Annotated in this window: 16 protein-coding genes; 6 read left to right on the top strand and 10 right to left on the bottom strand. The window is 47.4% G+C overall.

The features are described from left to right. The 5 genes from ED652_RS01845 (at position 1) to maiA (ending at position 4,986) form a co-directional block, all read left to right on the top strand. Positions 1–660, top strand: coding sequence for an HAD family phosphatase (locus ED652_RS01845; protein WP_102299158.1), 660 nt, complete (start codon positions 1–3; stop codon positions 658–660). A gap of 359 nt (positions 661–1,019) precedes the next feature. Further along, entirely contained in the window at positions 1,020–2,093 is a 1,074-nt protein-coding gene (hppD, locus tag ED652_RS01840) for a 4-hydroxyphenylpyruvate dioxygenase (RefSeq protein WP_065106017.1), read from the top strand. Continuing rightward, positions 2,086–3,216 (top strand): homogentisate 1,2-dioxygenase, encoded by a 1,131-nt coding sequence (locus ED652_RS01835; RefSeq protein ID WP_017075602.1) that lies wholly within the window; start codon positions 2,086–2,088, stop codon positions 3,214–3,216. Before hppD ends, ED652_RS01835 begins: the two co-directional genes overlap by 8 nt. 12 nt (positions 3,217–3,228) lie before the next feature. Continuing rightward, the gene (locus ED652_RS01830; protein ID WP_122053310.1) at positions 3,229–4,266 is read left to right on the top strand and encodes a fumarylacetoacetate hydrolase family protein; all 1,038 of its coding nucleotides are present in this window, start codon (positions 3,229–3,231) and stop codon (positions 4,264–4,266) included. Between the two features lie 21 nt (positions 4,267–4,287). Continuing rightward, on the top strand, positions 4,288–4,986 hold the full coding sequence (gene maiA / locus ED652_RS01825) for a maleylacetoacetate isomerase (RefSeq protein ID WP_122053309.1): 699 nt from the start codon (positions 4,288–4,290) through the stop codon (positions 4,984–4,986). Positions 4,987–5,487: 501 nt separating this feature from the next. On the opposite strand, the gene ED652_RS24135 is transcribed toward maiA, so the two are convergent. The 3 genes from ED652_RS24135 to ED652_RS01810 form a co-directional block, all read right to left on the bottom strand. Next, positions 5,488–5,634, bottom strand: a complete 147-nt coding sequence (locus ED652_RS24135; protein ID WP_367889459.1) for a hypothetical protein — start codon at positions 5,632–5,634, stop codon at positions 5,488–5,490. Between the two features lie 197 nt (positions 5,635–5,831). Then, positions 5,832–6,701: an amidohydrolase gene (locus ED652_RS01815; protein ID WP_122053308.1), complete on the bottom strand. Its 870-nt coding sequence runs from the start codon at positions 6,699–6,701 to the stop codon at positions 5,832–5,834. A 58-nt stretch (positions 6,702–6,759) separates the two neighbouring features. Continuing rightward, entirely contained in the window at positions 6,760–7,653 is an 894-nt protein-coding gene (locus ED652_RS01810; protein ID WP_122053307.1) for an alpha/beta hydrolase, read from the bottom strand. A gap of 154 nt (positions 7,654–7,807) precedes the next feature. Here ED652_RS01810 and ED652_RS01805 point away from each other — a divergent pair, with 154 nt between their 5' ends. Next, positions 7,808–8,764, top strand: coding sequence for a GlxA family transcriptional regulator (locus ED652_RS01805; protein WP_122053306.1), 957 nt, complete (start codon positions 7,808–7,810; stop codon positions 8,762–8,764). Positions 8,765–8,801: 37 nt separating this feature from the next. On the opposite strand, the gene ED652_RS23930 is transcribed toward ED652_RS01805, so the two are convergent. The 7 genes from ED652_RS23930 to ED652_RS01770 form a co-directional block, all read right to left on the bottom strand. Further along, entirely contained in the window at positions 8,802–9,356 is a 555-nt protein-coding gene (locus ED652_RS23930) for an MmgE/PrpD family protein (RefSeq protein WP_254051671.1), read from the bottom strand. Between the two features lie 227 nt (positions 9,357–9,583). After that, the gene (locus ED652_RS23925; protein ID WP_254051670.1) at positions 9,584–9,922 is read right to left on the bottom strand and encodes an MmgE/PrpD family protein; all 339 of its coding nucleotides are present in this window, start codon (positions 9,920–9,922) and stop codon (positions 9,584–9,586) included. Positions 9,923–10,720: 798 nt separating this feature from the next. Continuing rightward, complete coding sequence (locus ED652_RS01790) at positions 10,721–11,608, bottom strand: glycine betaine ABC transporter substrate-binding protein (protein ID WP_122053305.1); 888 nt, start codon at positions 11,606–11,608, stop codon at positions 10,721–10,723. Positions 11,609–11,642: 34 nt separating this feature from the next. Beyond that, positions 11,643–12,377 carry an ABC transporter permease gene (locus ED652_RS01785; RefSeq protein ID WP_006742426.1) on the bottom strand — a complete coding sequence of 245 codons (735 nt, stop codon included), beginning with the start codon at positions 12,375–12,377 and terminating at the stop codon, positions 11,643–11,645. After that, complete coding sequence (locus ED652_RS01780) at positions 12,374–13,543, bottom strand: ABC transporter ATP-binding protein (protein WP_122053304.1); 1,170 nt, start codon at positions 13,541–13,543, stop codon at positions 12,374–12,376. Before ED652_RS01780 ends, ED652_RS01785 begins: the two co-directional genes overlap by 4 nt. Positions 13,544–13,567: 24 nt before the next feature. Beyond that, on the bottom strand, positions 13,568–14,224 hold the full coding sequence (locus tag ED652_RS01775; RefSeq protein WP_122053303.1) for an ABC transporter permease: 657 nt from the start codon (positions 14,222–14,224) through the stop codon (positions 13,568–13,570). Positions 14,225–14,658: 434 nt separating this feature from the next. Further along, positions 14,659–16,665, bottom strand: coding sequence for an acetoacetate--CoA ligase (locus ED652_RS01770; RefSeq protein ID WP_122053302.1), 2,007 nt, complete (start codon positions 16,663–16,665; stop codon positions 14,659–14,661). Positions 16,666–16,719: the final 54 nt, after the last annotated feature.

Raw genomic sequence — 16,719 nt, 5'->3', positions numbered from 1 at the left:
ATGTTCAAACCTTTGTATGTATTTGATATGGATGAAACGCTGATCAATGCTGACGCAGCGATGCTTTGGAATGAGTTCTTGGTTGAAAAGGGCATTGCTACTGCGCCCAACTTTATTGAAGAAGATAAGCGCTTAATGGGCCTGTATTCGGAAGGCAAACTGAACATGGAAGATTACCTAGCGTTTTCCATGCAGCCTTTGGCCGATATGCCAACAGAGCAAGTCACCGCATTGGTGGAAGAGTGTGTTGAACAGCATATTTTGCCTAGACAGTTCAAGCAGTCGAAACCTTTGATTGAGCAGCTTGAGAATGATGATATCGACATGTTGATCATCTCTGCCAGCGTGACTTTCTTGGTGGAGGCGGTCGGTCGTAAGATTGGTATTGAGAATGCACTTGGTATCGATTTGATTGAAAACCAAGGCCGCTTCACGTCTCAGATCTCAGGTGTGCCAAGCTACCGTGAAGGCAAAGTCACCCGTTTAAAAGAGTGGTTAGACAATCAAGAAACTAACTACTCAGACATTCATTTTTATACGGATTCAATCAACGACTTACCTTTGTGCGAACACGCTGACTTTGCTTACTTGGTGAATCCATGCCCGCGTTTGAAAGCACTGGCTGATCAACCGAATTGGTCGATCCTCGACTGGGATTAAACAGAATCTTACCTTCGAATTAGGTTCGCTCTAGAACTCATCAAGCCGCTGACTACAGCGGCTTTTTTGCATCATCAGTCTAATGTTCGATTTATCACCTTAGCTGACAAAAGGATGAATGTAACAATTCAATAACATCTCTTGCTCTGCTGTAAATCAAACCACTATCTTTCAATCCCTTGATAGCTCTCACTTTATTGTCTTGATGGTTTGTGTGTAACAAATATTTTACAAATTGACAGGGTTTCATCGAAATTGCCTATTTTCCTCCACCCATTCCATTATCTCGGCTTGTGGGCCAAATTTAATTAAGGACAAAAATACACAACACAAAACCAATAGGTACAAGGAGAAAGTTCATGGTGGATACATACAACCCGCTTGGCACGGATGGATTCGAGTTTGTTGAATACACGGCCGTTGACCACAAGGGAATTGAGCAACTAAAAGCGCTGTTTGTGTCACTTGGTTTTGCTGAGATCGCCAAGCACCGCTCAAAAGAGGCTTGGCTGTATCGACAAGGTGACATCAACTTTATCGTCAATGAACAGCCTCACAGCCAAGCGGCAGCGTTCGCTAAAGTGCATGGGCCATCGGTCTGTGGCATGGCTTTTCGTGTCAACGAAGCAACAGCTGCAATGGAGCAAGCGTTCAAGGGCGGTGGTGAAGAGTACAAGACAGAAATAGGGCCGATGGAACTGAGCATTCCTGCCATTTACGGCATCGGTGAAAGCCTGCTCTATTTTGTGGATCGTTATGGCAAGCAGAGCATCTATGACGTCGATTTCCGATTCTATGACGATGCGGAACAGCGCATGGCCGAAGCCAATGTTGGCTTGTATGAAATCGACCACCTCACGCACAACGTTAAGCAAGGCAATATGGATGTGTGGTCTGGGTTCTATGAGCGTCTTGGTAACTTCCGTGAGATTCGTTACTTCGACATTGAAGGCAAGCTGACAGGCCTTGTGAGCCGCGCCATGACCTCACCGTGTGGCAAAATCCGTATCCCTATCAATGAGTCTTCTGACGACAAATCACAAATCGAAGAGTTTATTCGCGAATACAACGGCGAAGGTATCCAACACATTGCACTCGCCACCGATGACATCTACAAAACCGTGAAGACTCTGCGTGATCGCGGCATGGACTTTATGCCAACCCCAGATACCTACTATGAGAAAGTTGACGATCGTGTGAAAGGCCACGGTGAAGACACTGATCTGCTGCGCGACCTGCGTGTTCTGATTGATGGCGCACCGACCAAAGACGGCATCTTGCTGCAAATTTTCACGCAGACGGTAATCGGGCCTGTGTTCTTTGAAATCATTCAGCGTAAAGGTAATGAAGGCTTTGGCGAAGGTAACTTCAAAGCGCTGTTTGAATCGATTGAAGAGGACCAGATTCGTCGAGGAGTATTAGACGATGCATAAATGGATCTCGTTTCCTCATCGGGAGGGGGTGTGTTCTAAGCAAGCGCACGCCGACTTCCCCGAAGAGGCAATCTATGAGCGAGAAGCCGGCCGAAGTGGTTTCTTCGGCCCTGCCGCTCATTTTCACCACCAACATGCCCCAACAGGTTGGTCGGAGTGGGAGGGCGATTTACGCCCTCGCGCTTTTGATTTTACGCTGGTGGAGAAAGCCAGCCAGATAACGCCTTGGGCGGTGCCTCATCTTTTGCACAATGCGGACTGCAAAATTCGTGTGTGGCGCATGGATGAGAAGATGGATTTCTTAGTGCGTAATTCCGATGGTGATGAGCTGCTGTTCATTCATCAAGGCAGCGCCGATCTCTATTGTGACTATGGTCATCTAGCGGTGAGTGAAGGGGATTACGTGATGATCCCGCGCTCGACCAACTGGCGCTTAGAGCCAAGCGAGCCGATGTTTATCTTGATGATTGAGAACACTGACGCGGCTTACTCCTTGCCAGAGAAAGGCATGGTCGGTAATCACGCGGTGTTTGATCCGGCGGTGCTCGACATCCCTTCTATCAATGATCAATTCCGCGCTCAGTATTCTGAAAACCAGACTCAGGTTCAGGTGAAGCGCCACGATAAAGTCAGCGTGATCACCTATCCGTTCAATCCATTGGATGCGATTGGTTGGCATGGCGACTTAGCGGTGGTGAAAGTGAATTGGCGCGATATCAGACCGCTGATGTCACATCGCTACCACTTGCCACCTTCTGCGCATACGACGTTTGTTGGCGCAGGCTTTGTGGTGTGCACCTTTGTACCACGCCCGATTGAGAGCGACCCAGGTGCATTGAAAGTGCCGTTCTACCACAACAATGATGACTACGACGAAGTGCTGTTCTATCACGCTGGTGACTTCTTCAGTCGCGACAATATTGAAGCGGGCATGGTGACTTTCCACCCCGCGGGTTTCACGCATGGGCCTCATCCAAAGGCTTTTAAAGCGGGTCAGGCGCATAAGAAGAAGTTCACCGACGAAGTGGCGGTGATGATTGATACTCGCCATGCACTGCAGTTCTCTGACGAACTCGATAGCGTTGAGAACAAAGAATATGTCTACAGTTGGCAAGAGAAGTAAGGGGCAACAAGGATGAAATTAGCAACCAAGAAAAATGGCACTCGCGACGGTCTATTGATGGTCGTAAGTAAAGATCTTAAACAATGTGTAGCTGCCACCGAAATCTTCCATGCGATGCATCTGGCGCCAACCATGCAGGTGGCTTTGGATAACTGGGATAGCGTGGCTTCTCAGTTAGAAGAGTTATACGCCTCGTTAAACAACGGGCATGTGACAGGCAGTGAAGTGTTTGCACCTCAGTATTGTGAATCACCTCTGCCACGCGCTTATCAATGGGCGGATGGCAGCGCGTATGTAAACCACGTTGAACTGGTGCGTAAAGCGCGTGGTGCTGAAATGCCAGAAAGCTTCTGGGTCGATCCATTAATGTATCAAGGCGGCTCAGACGCGTTTATCGGCCCTCGTGACAACATCGAATTTGCCAGCGACGAATGGGGCATCGATTTCGAAGGTGAGGTCGCGATTGTGACCGGTGACGTGCCCATGGGTGCAAGTGCTAAACAGGCGCACGAGTCGATTCGATTACTGATGTTGGTGAACGATGTGTCGCTGCGCGGCTTGATTCCGGCTGAGCTCGCGAAAGGCTTTGGCTTCTTCCAGTCTAAACCGTCTTCGGCGTTCTCTCCGGTTGCGGTAACACCTGATGAGCTTGGCGAACAATGGAAAGGCAGCAAGGTTCATCTACCGTTGATATCGACCTACAACGACCAGCCTTTTGGCTGTCCGAATGCTGGCGTAGATATGACTTTCAATTTTGCAGAGTTGGTCGTGCATGCTGCGAAAACTCGCCCACTATCTTCAGGTGCAATCATAGGCTCGGGCACGGTTTCCAATAAGCAAGGCACTGACCATGGCACCTCAATTGCCGAGGGCGGTGTGGGTTATTCATGCATTGCTGAAGTTCGTATGATTGAGACGATTCGCGATGGTAAACCTTCGACTCAATTTATGTCGTTTGGTGACTCTATCAAGCTTGAGATGTTCGATGCGGCAGGTGACTCGATTTTTGGCGCGATAGACCAAAAAGTGAGCCAGTATTGGGCGCTATAGTCCACATAATAGGATTTCTGTATGAGCGAGAGCATCGTGAACAAGAACATTTTACTTTACGGTTACTGGCGCTCGTCCGCAGCCTATCGGGTGCGTATTGGGTTGAACCTAAAGCAACTCAACTATGAGTCGAAATCGGTGCATTTGGTGCGTAATGGCGGCGAGCAGCATGATCCACAATATCGCGAGCTCAATGCCAGTGAATTAGTGCCTGTGCTGGTGGATGGTGAAGTTCAATTCAATCAGTCGCTGACGATTTTACAATACTTGGACGAAAGCTATTTGTGTGAGAGCAGCCCAGACACCTTGTTGATCCCTGAGCAATCACCACTGCGCTATCAAGCGTTGGCAATGGCTCAGGATATTGCGATGGAAATTCACCCTCTGAATAATCTGCGTGTGTTGCAGTATTTGGAGCGAGAATTGTTGTGCGAACAAGAGGCGAAAAGGGATTGGCTTCATCATTGGATGAGCCAAGGTTTCCATGCTTTAGAAGAGAAGCTGGCGAAGCACAGAAAAGCGCACGGCGACTCGGTGTATAGCCTTACGGATTCGCCTTGTATCGTCGATATTTGCTTAGTGCCGCAAGTGTATAATGCGCTGCGCTTTGGCGTTGATATGTCGCCTTATCCGTTGATTAATTCGATTGTCGAAGCGTGTAATCAGTTGCCCGCTTTTATTGATGCGATGCCGGATAGCCAACAGGACGCGATTTCATGATGTAAATATAAAGAAACAAATTTTAGCTGACTTATTTTAGATAATTTAGCACTCCCTATGTTGTGGAGATACTGTAAACATCAGGGTGCCAGATTTACACGCTTGGTCGCTGTTATTTTTACCATTTCAGTGTCGCTGTTCAGTGGTGTGCAAATCTTCCCAGGGTTTATTTTATTGTCGGGGTCAAAACGCCGCTTTCTTACGCATACCATTAATGGCCTGGATGTCTTGGGGTTCACGACAGACTTGATAACCTATTATATCACTGCGTCGGTGATCCATTTCTTTATCGATAATTGAAAGTAAGCGTTCAACTTGATCCTTAATATCATCACTCTGCCTGCTTGCGAACTCGACAAATTTCCTCCGTAATTTTTAACGCTCGCGATCCTATATCACTGTTTAACCATTTGTTTTGTTGAACAGCTCGGTATCGAGCGCCGAACCATCCGTCAATGCGGCTTTGAGTCCGAACACATGATCCTAGGTTTTGCTATATTGCTAAGAGCCTTGGCTTGATGCATCGGTATTAATCATCTCAACTAGTGTTGCGCGGTTGCTGGTCGATAGATCTGGCGAGAAGAAATAACCAAAAGGGCAAATGATGTCGTAGAGTTTGTCTTTGACTGTTCCTGTTTCCACTCTCACCCAGCCCTCCTGCTCGTTAATTTCTAACACTCGTTTCATGTAGCGAGCATCAGTATCAGCCTTGAAATCAAGCTGTTTAAGGGTGAAAAACCTGGATAACCATAGAGTCAGAGGAAGCCTTTAGCGGAAGTGCAGGAAGCATAATTTAGATCAGTGCCTGACGTTTGTCTTTTAAGGTTCGTGACCTGAATGCGGAGTTAAAAGCGGTAGAGGCACTTCGGGTTATCGACCAGAATCTTGCGAAACCGTGTCGTATCTTGCGTCCAGTGCCACAAAGTATCCATCAGCTGGCCATCGTTCGGCATCTCAGCATCAAAAAATGGGTGAGGCCAATCCGAACCCCAGACACATTGCTCTTCATTTGCTTTTAGCAAAGCTTGAGCAAACGGAGAAACGTCATTACAAGGCGGCGATTGAGGAGATAAACGATACGGTGCCGACAATTTTGTCCACACTTTCCCTTCGGCCTTAAGCTTCAATAAGGTTTGAAAACCAGGATGAGAAATAAGCTTGTTTGTTGGCATATGTCCAAGATGATCAATCACTACGGGCAAGGGTAAAGACCTTAATCGCTGATATAAGTCATCAAACTGCGAAACATCAATTAAGCATTGAAGGTGCCAGTGTCGCTCTGCAAGGCGAGCAGCTAAACGTTCAATATCACGCCACTCAATACCACCTTTAAACAGCAAATTCATCCGCACCCCACAAAATCCGGCTTCTTGTAGCTCATCCAGCGTTTGCTCGGAAACGTCCGTATCCACGACCGCGATGCCTTTGTAGTCGTAACCTTGCTGGCGTAAATATCGCAATGTATCAAGATGCAACTGGTTGTCATTGCCATACACACTCGGCTGAACCAGCACGCCATGACGGATGTTTAATTGCTGGTGCAAATGCAGGTACGCGCCGACGCTGGCATCAGGTGGCGTGTAGGTTCGCGTTTCACAGTACGGATAACGTGAAGAAAAAACGTGGGCGTGGCAATCAACCGCGCCTTCAGGAATCGCGATTGTTGGTTTATTTACAAATGGGTCAGACGCTTCACAAAATGGAATTATGCTCATCGAAAATCATCCTGTCAGAAAGGTAGAGGTGCCATCAACGAAAGCACCTCTTGAAGATTTAACTGAAGTTCTCACTCAGCCAGTTCGCGATCACGGCAGAGAACTGAATAAACTTAGGATCATCGTCCAACATCCACTCGGTGTGGCCACCTTCAGGCAGTAAGAATATAGATTTCGGCCCAGGGTATTTCGCGTACAGCGACTTTGCTTCGGTCACTGGGTGAAGGTCGTTTTCTTCACCGTGCGCAATTAAGATTGGCGCGTCTGCAAATCGCTCGTCCAGTAGAGCTTCCGGTTTGAAATTGATGAGAGAATCCGCAAAATCCAGATCAGATGTCACGCCGTAGCCCGGTGCTTTGACCAGTTCAGTGAATACATATTCTCGGCTGACTGGATCAAGCGGGTAGATTTCAAACGGATCAATCCCCTGCTTTTCTCCACCAAGAGCAAGACGTGTACGCTCTTCTAACATAAACTGACGAAACGTTTTCCAACCGTGCTCGCCACGTTGAGCAATCTGAACACGCACTGCATCATAAAAGCCGTTCATGGAGATAAGGCCATCAATCGCATCTTGGCAAACTCGGTAAGCATCAAGAATTAATCCACCCGCCATGCCCCAGCCAGCCAGTACGACTTTGCGCCCTTCCTCGTTAGCTCGCTGCTTCACAACCGCAACTGCATTGGCGATGTCACGTACTTGTTCATCCAGGATAACTCGCTCACGAATACCCTCAGATTCACCAAAGCCGCGGTAGTCAAATCCGAATACTGTAAAGCCCTTCACAGTTAAGGCTCTCGCGTAACGCTCTGGGTGAATATTTTTTTGCCCAGTAAAGCCTGAGCAGACAATAACGATCGGTAAGTCTGGGTTGTTAACGTTCTCGTCAGTAAAGAAAGCGCCATCAAGGCGTAGACCATCACTAATTACTGGGGCTTTTTGTTCAATCATAATTATCTCGTCCAAATGAATGTGTATGCTCGACAATGAACTCCTTGTCTTAAGTCACATCATGTTCGAATTTTGATAGCAATAATTTAATAATTGCGACATTCTTATAAAGAAATACGACATAGACGAACTACCTACTAGGTGACCACAGAGAATGAAAACGACAAACACGTATCGCATTGGTTTTTACCTTATTCCTGATTTCTCGATGCTCTCTTTTTCGGCGGTTATTGAGCCTCTTCGAATGGCTAATCGCCTCGCTGGTTGCGATTTGTATCAGTGGGACATTTATGGATTCGAAGATAAAGAAGTATCGGCCAGTAATGGCGTTTCATTCTCGCCAACACAGTCAATCAACAACATTGCCCATTTAGACTTGCTGCTAGTTGTAGCAGGTATTGGCGCCCACGTTGCTGCTGCGAGTGGCTCGGTGAATCAGTGGTTAAAACAGGCGCTTCGTCAAGGCATCGCCGTGGGCTCAACTTCAACAGGCAGCGTGTTGTTAGCAAAAGCTGGCCTGTTAAAAAACAAAACGTGTACCGTGCATTGGGAGTCCGCCAACAGCCTGGCAGAGGAGTTCCCAGACATTAACGTGACCAGTGAGTTGTACGAATTCGACCCACGCACACCAACTTGTTCGGGCGGCTTAGCTGGTTTGGATATGATGCTTCATTTAATTACAAACCAACATGGGAGCGACTTGGCGAATCAAGTGGCAGAGCAATGCATTCACCCTGCGATTCGACCAGCGCATGATAAACAGCGGATGTCGTTAATCCGTAAACACAACATCCGCCACCCGCGCCTGCTCGACGCTGTAGAGATCATGGAGGCCAACATGGAAGAGCCGCTAAAATGCTATGAAATTGGCGAACAAGTAGGATTATCGGTCAGGCAGATGGAAAGGTTATTTTTACAATACTTGCAAGACAAACCAGGCAATTACTACCTCCAATTGCGCTTAGAACGCGCTCAACATTTGTTGTTGCAAACCATGCTGTCCATCACCCAAATCAGCACCGCTTGTGGGTTCAGTTCTACATCGTATTTTGCGCGCTGCTACAAAAAACGCTATGAAAAAACGCCGCGTGAAGAGCGACGTTTAGCTTAAGATTGAGTAAGAGAAAAGAAGTTCGATCTCTTCGATCTCATAGTGACGTGCCAGGCGATTTGTCAGACAAAGTACCTTGGTAAAGCAATGATAGCCATGCAAGTACCTGCTCTTTACTGGCTTTATCGAGTTGCAAACACCCTTCTTCTATTGCTGACACGCGTGAAGCGAACAGTTCTTTCTCTGCCAAAGTGCGAAACTTACCTCGCATCTCGTCTCGACTGAGAGGATTTTCAGGATTACCTCGCGCAATACAGGGAGGCGAAGTCAGTTTGTCGCCATTTTTCAACGTCACCACGACATGCGCCCAGCGTTCGGCTGGAAACTTATCATTGTAAGCGGGCTCTTCAATTAACTTTATCCGCTCCTTAAGTGCCAAGCGAGCAGGATCTTTCAGTCCTTTGGTAACTGCGCCTACCGTGACCGTATTATCCATGACCGCACTAGCGACTGAAAATGGCAAACTGTACTGAGCCTGCTCGGTTGTATCTGGGCGCTTGGTATGCAGGCACACCGCCTGATGAAAGCTATGAACTTCGATAAGTTCAATCTCATCAGGTTCTAGTTTATTTTCTTGTTGCAGCGTTCTCACTGCTTCAACCCTGGGGTTGAGCCCAACGACAAACCGGATACGGTTTAAAGTATTGCTCCAGAATATACCAGCGCTGCCCTAAATCTGCCCACAAAGCGTGAGTTTGCTGGCCCTGCAGAGTCACGGATCCAACCAGAGCCGTCTTTGAGCATGGTTGGATGTTCAATACAACGCATCATTTGACTGCGCGGACCATAAAACTCGGCAATGCCGAGCGCGTGCTCTGTTTATACCTCCGTTAAGCCTTTTCTTCTTGCAGACACCGCAGCGACGCCAACATGGCCTTTCGTCAGGACTTGGCCGTCGTGCGTGTCCATACTATCAATCAACATGCCGCCATATAGAGTCGCCCCACAACCACTGGCCGTGTGATCAGAAAACAGCATCGGCGTATCACCGGCAAACTGTTTCTGCGCGAGTTTGGCTACCATGTTTTGCAGCTGCGTCGCTTTACCAGCTGCGGCGACACCTAACAGATCCAAGACGCAATATTTCGCTTGTTCAATAACGTAAGCTGGAAGGTGTTCAAAGGTTAATTCGTGAATAAATCGATGAATAGATTGCATCGTCTACTGTTCCAGTTTTAGCGTTTTGCCTTCGACAATAGCCTTGTGATCAATGGTGTATTGCTGTCTCGCATGGTAGTCAGCTCGAATCTGGCTTTATCAATATCGCCCAATAACAAGGTTGCAGTTATCAAGGTTTCACCGCCTTCTGCCTACGCCAATAGCTCGCCCGTTGGATACAAAATACAGCTTCCCCCAAAACCACGCTTTGCCCTCTGGCCCGTAACGATTGGCCATCAAAACTGGGGTTCCGTAGAGTACCGCATAAAACTTAACGTTAACCAGCCAATTGTCTTCATTAGAAAAGTCTTTACTGGCAATACTGTTGGCCGAGTTAATCGGCGCGAGAAAAATTTCAGGCTTATCGAGTAGCGCGCAATGAAACAAAGGTGGATTCCACAAATCAGCACAAGTTAAAACCAAACCATCGCGTTTCAGTGCTCTCCCGAGGTGGCCTGTTCAATAAAGCCGACAACCACGGACATCTGCAGCGCAAGTTGTGCAAGCTCTTTAAGCCACGTATCACCATCACGCTTCATGGTGCCTTCATGCACAGAGGATTTGAGCTGGTATCCGGTCAAGGATAGCTCAGGAAACAGCAATAGCTGTGATCCCTAAGGCCACAGCTTGCTTTATTCTGTGGATACAGAAAACTACGGGTTTACCTGTGGATGAATGGCAGTACCCCGGGCATGCCCGGGGGGATCTTCGTAATCCTGATGAGTATTCAGACTGGCATTCACATCGCCTAACTGGGCGTTGATTTAGACCACACTGACTTTTAGGGGAGTTATGGTATTATCCCAAGTTATGCTCAGATAGGAACTGGCTAGCGACTTCTGAAATTGAACGTCGCTCCACATCAACTTGTTGATTCAACATCGACATCGTATCGCCATCGATCGCCGCAGAAAGCGCGTTCATTTGCTCGGCAAGCTCAGGGTTCGCATCTAACGTTTCTTGGCGAACCACAGGTGTGATCGCGTAATCAGGGAAGAATTGTTTGTCATCCTTTAAAACGGTAAAATCGAATGCTTTGATACGACCATCTGTTGCAAATACTAGCGCAGCATCGACTTCTTTACCTTTCAGCGCATCATAAGTTAACCCCGTATCCATACGTTTCACTTGTTCTCGTGAAGCTTTAAATTTGTAGGCTTTCTGTAAAGGTCGGAAGCCATCTTTTCGTGCATAAAACTCCGCATTCAAAGCAATGGTCATTGGCGGCTCTGACTCTTGGCGCATTTGCTCGGCAAAGTCAGATAGGGTTGAGATGCCACGTTGTTTCGCATCGTCACTGCGCATAGCGAGCGCGTAGGTATTGTTCGCTTTTGAAGGGTTAAGCCAAACTAGGCCTTTCTTTGCATCCAGTTCCTTAACGCGTTGATACACTTGCTCTGCTGGGAGCTTGTCTTTGACTTTATTGTAAATGATTAGTGATGTGCCCGTGTATTCCCAATAAAGATCGATCTGGCCGTTTTCTTGCGCTTTACGCAAAACTGCACTGCCCATGCCTGAACGCTTATCAACGTCGTAGCCTTTTTGGGTTAAATATTGAGACGTGATCTCCGTTAAAAGCTGTTGTTCTGTAAAGTTTTTACCACCTACGACGATTTCCGCAGATGCGTGAAAACTTGAAAGCAGTACACCAACGGCCAGCAAGCGGCGAGTAATTTGCTTCAACATGTTTGACTCCTGTCTGTGTTCAATTTTTGGATTGTTATTGTCTAGCTCTAATAGGGTTACAGCCTTTAGGTACAGTGACATAGGAAACGGCTCCTACCACACTGTCGATAGCGATAGCCAACATCGCTGTAGGAATAGCGCCTGCTAGCATCATGATGGGTTCATCCAGATCAATACCGGTAAAAATGAGCTCCCCTAACCCACCGCCACCAATTAAGAAGGCCAGTGGCACGGTACCCACGTTGACAGCTAAAGCCGTGCGGATACCGGCAAAAATGACGAACAGCGCATTAGGAATTTCAACCTGAAACAACATTTGTAACTCGGTCATACCAATGCCTGATGCCGCTTCTTTTAAATGAGCGGGCACTTCTTTCAGTCCAATGTAGGTGTTTCTGACAATCGGCAATAACGAGGCAATCGTCAGCCCAAATACCGCTGGTACGGTGCCAATGCCAAGAAAGCTCATTGCCAGCGCGAGAATGGCTAAAGTAGGAATCGTGGTCCCCACATTCAAAACCTGCATCGCCGATTCTGCGACTTTCTGAAAACGAGGACGGCTAAGCAATACGCCGACGGGAATCGCGATTAGGATCGCCAATCCACCAGACAGCAGCACCAGTTCAATGTGCTGAACCGTCAAATAAACAATGTCTTCTTGGTAGTAAAGAAAATCATCGATCGTACCCGCGCCTTGTAAATAAATACCCAACGCAAAGACACACGCCAATAAAACGAAATAGTAGGTTTGTTTTAACTGATTGGTCACGATGCCTCCTTAGCCTGATACAATGGCTGCAGCTGACTAGGAGAGGTATCGCGCTGATAAGTTGCGCCTAGATAATGGGTAATGCCGCGCTGTGTGACTTCGCCCACTACGCGGCCATTCTCGTCAACACACGGCATCCAAACAATGTCGTGCGTGAACATCTTCGACGCCACTTTACGCAGATCATCCGTGGTTCGGGCGATTGTTTTCAGACCGACATAATGTTCGCCGCAGTACCCCTTCGTATTGATTGCGGTAGCTTTGGGCACATAACCGATAGGTTGGTGTTGGTCATTCACTAATATCACGGCATCGCGATATCCATACGCGTCAATTTTGGTTAGAGCGTCGGCAAGCGTATCGTTAGGTTTAACGTACGCAAAGGTGGTCTGCATGACGGACTCAGCTGTAACTAAACGAAGACGTTTAAGCGCGCGGTCATCTCCGACAAAGTTTTTCACGAAATCATCTTTCGGGTGTGCAAGCAAATCGTCAGGCGTATCGTACTGAACTAGGTGACCATTACGGAAAATCGCTATTCTATCGGCCATTTTGACCGCTTCATCAATGTCATGACTGACAAACATGATGGTCTTGTTGAGCTCTTGCTGCATTTTAAGGAACTCATCCTGGATTACTTCACGGTTGATCGGGTCAATCGCACCAAAAGGTTCATCCATCAGCATGACGGGAGGATCCGCCGCTAGCGCTCGGGCAACACCAATTCGTTGCTGCTGTCCGCCAGACAACTCATTTGGATAACGATTAAGGAAGACACTGGGATCAAGAGCCACCATCTCCAATAGCTCTTTTGCACGCGTCATGTACCTTGCCTTATCCCATCCTAATAACTTGGGAACCACCACGATGTTTTCGCCGATCGTCATGTTGGGAAATAAACCAATTTGCTGAATAACATAACCGATGTTACGGCGCAGAGTAACCGTATCCATCCCGGAGGTATCTTCACCACCAAGATAGATCTTGCCCGATGTCGCGGGAATAATTCGGTTGACCATTTTCAGCGTGGTGGTTTTGCCACAACCGGATGGGCCAAGTAACACACAAATTTCACCACTGGGAACTTCCATCTCAATGTGATCTGCGGCAGTCACCGGGCCATTAGGCGTTTCAAAAATTTTGGTTAGCTTGTCAATTTTGATCATTTGAATGTCCCTATTATTTATCCTTTATCGAGCTGCGGTCAGGCCCGGTGGCGTTAATCTTTTTTGTAGTCGAATCAATCCGTAATCCGCGATAATAGCCAGAAGGCTGACGGCTATGGCACCCACGATCAGTTGTCGAGGATCACTTTGCGAGATGCCACGGCTGATAAACACGCCTAGCCCTCCCGCTCCGATATATGCGGCGATCGCCATAACGCCAATATTCATTACTACGGCCGTTCTCACCCCCGCCATAATCACCGGAATCGCCAATGGAATTTCCACCATTTTCAAACGCTGAAAAGGCGTCATCCCGATGCCGCGAGCAGCCTCTCTGAGTGACGGTTCTACGTTATGAATGGCGGTATAAGTGTTGCGAATAATAGGCAACTGAGAATAAAGCAGCACGGTAATTACGGCGGGCACGTAACCAATCCCATGACCAATGGTCGATAAGAGAGGAATCATCAAACCAAACAGTGCGATTGAAGGAATGGTGATAATGATGGACGCTACGTAAAGCACCCCTTTCGCAACACGCTCATTTTGTGTGATAAGAATGCCGATAGGTACGCCAGTTAAGATAGCAAGCCCAACAGCCAGAGCGACCAAAGAGATGTGTTCCATTGTAAGCGTACCTAGTAGCGCTAAGTTATCTATGGTGAAATTTAGTAAGTCCAAGTAGGTCTCCCCCAACGGTGATTCTCAACTAAGCCAACAAGTAGTTAAGTTACATCACAATTCATTAACACAGTTGTAAAATGCCGACACCTTAAGATAGAAATACGAAATATTAATAATTAAACTTGGCTTTGTTTATCAAATCAGTGTCAAGTGGAATGAGCTCAATGCCCGTTCAACTTGAAAATTTAGGTTTCGGTAGTTGAAAATTATCCGTAATTCGAGATACCAGCGAGCCTAATGCAACTTTCGGATCTGATGACTTTTTGAGCTGACTTTTGTAGCACTTTGTGGGGAATTTATATAAGGCATAGGCTTTGATGTATAGCTAGCCAATATGAAAAGCCTATCACGCAGTAGAAATGAACCAAAAGCGAGTTAGGCGGTGAACCCTTGCAAGTTGGACAATAAAAACGCCTCATGGTTTTTGAGCATTAAACTGAAACGACACGCTTTATCTCGTCCAAAATCTTGGCGTTAGCAATCGCCCCGAGGTTTTCTACATCCTTGCCATTTACTACCTGTTTCACAGCCAGCTCCACCAGTTTGCCAGAGCGTGTTTTTGGTACCTCACTGATAGTAAAAATTTGGCTCGGCACATGCCTTGGTGAACAAGATGACTTGAGCTTGCTTTTGATGGCAGTCAATAGCGTTTCATCTAGATCCACACCTTGTTGTAACTGAATAAACAGCCATATCTGCTCATTACGATCGATGTCTTTACCGACTGCGATGGAATCGATGATGCCCTCTATGGTGTTCACTTGCTGGTAGATCTCTGCAGTACCAATTCGCACGCCACCGGGGTTAAGTGTGGTGTCGCCTCGACCGTAGAACAGATAGCCACCATGTACGCTCTGGGCGATTTCGTCACCGTGATGCCATACATTATCGAACCTGTCCCAATAGGTGTTGTGGTAGCGCTCTCCGCTGTCATTCCAGAAGCCAACAGGGAAGTTGGGGAGGGAATTTGCACACACCAGTTCGCCACGTTCGTGATTTACCTTATGACCCGACGAATTGAACACCTTGATGTCGACTCCGAGCCCTGCCTGTTGGCACTCACCTCGATAAACAGGTGAGATAGGGTTACCCAATACAAAGCAGCCACAAATATCCGTACCGCCAGAAATGGACGCTAAATGCAGATCTTGCTTGATGTGTTTGTAGACATAATCGAACTGCTCTGGGTAGAGCACTGAACCCGTCGAGCACAGTGTTCTTAATTGAGGCAGAGAGTGGCTGTCGATCGGTGAGAGTTCGGCTTTCTCAATCGCTTCTAGGTACTTGGCTGAGGTACCAAACAGCGACACATTCGCGCGCTGTGCCAAGTCCCAGAGTACATTGGGTTGTGGGTAAACTGGGCTACCATCAAAGATAACCAAACAAGCACCGCTCGCGAGCGCAGAGACGTGCCAGTTCCACATCATCCAACCACAAGTGGTGTAGTAGAACACGCGATCTCTTGGTTTAATATCGCAATGAAGTTGATGCTCTTTTAGGTGGTTGATGGTGGTGCCGCCAACAGAATGTACAATACACTTTGGCTTTCCGGTGGTACCGGAGGAATAGAGCACGAACAACGGTTTATTGAAGCCGACACGAGTAAATCGAAGAGGTTTTGGCTGATAGTGATGAATGATGCTGTGCCAGCTTTGCAGTGACAGGTCATGCTCGAAATCATTCTTTTTTAAATAGCCGATCTGACACACCTGTTTTAGCTCACCGAGATGCTCAATGATGGCGCTGTTCTTGTCCGCCATATCGAATGTTTTACCATTGAAGGTGTAACCATCGCAGGTGAACAACACCTTAGGTTTCACTTGGCCAAATCGCTCAATCACACTCTCGACGCCAAAGTCAGGCGAGGTTGATGTCCAAATCGCCCCCAAGCTGGTGGTTGCCAACATCGCGACCACGGTTTGCGGCAGATAAGGGGTATAAGCGGCGACTACATCGCCTTGTTTTACGCCATAATTTACGAGCCATTGTTGAACGTTAGAGACTTCTTCACACAGGGTTTTCCATGTATAACTCTGCTGCTCGCCACGCTCATTCTCAAACCAAATCGCAAGCTCATCAGACATGGTGTGCGCCAAACGCAGCAAGCTCTCGGCGTAGTTTACTTGCGCATTCGGAAACCACACCGCATCACGATTCGATTTAGGCTGCTGCCAGCGGCTCTCACCTTGAGCTCTAATGCTCTCTCTTTGTGCGTTATCAATACCACCTTGCGAGCCAACCATGCCACAAAACTGCCACACGTTTTGCCAAAACGACTCCGGCTGATCCACAGACCATTGATGGAGTTCGGCATAGCTTTGTATGCCCGTATCTCGGTTTAGTCCAGACAGATTAAGGTTGTCGATAAATTGGGATAAGTTGGTATCAGCGATACGTTGCTCGCTAGGCTGCCAAACTGACTCATTGCTTTCGTGCATTCCTTTACCTTTAACAAAAAGTTAACTTTTTCAGTCTGGTATTTAAGATTTACA

Origin of the sequence: Vibrio sp. Evd11, from assembly GCF_900382755.1 — a bacterium.
Classification (GTDB): domain Bacteria; phylum Pseudomonadota; class Gammaproteobacteria; order Enterobacterales; family Vibrionaceae; genus Vibrio; species Vibrio lentus.
Note: the sequence above shows the minus strand (reverse complement) of the source record. Positions and strands in the feature narration are given on the sequence as shown.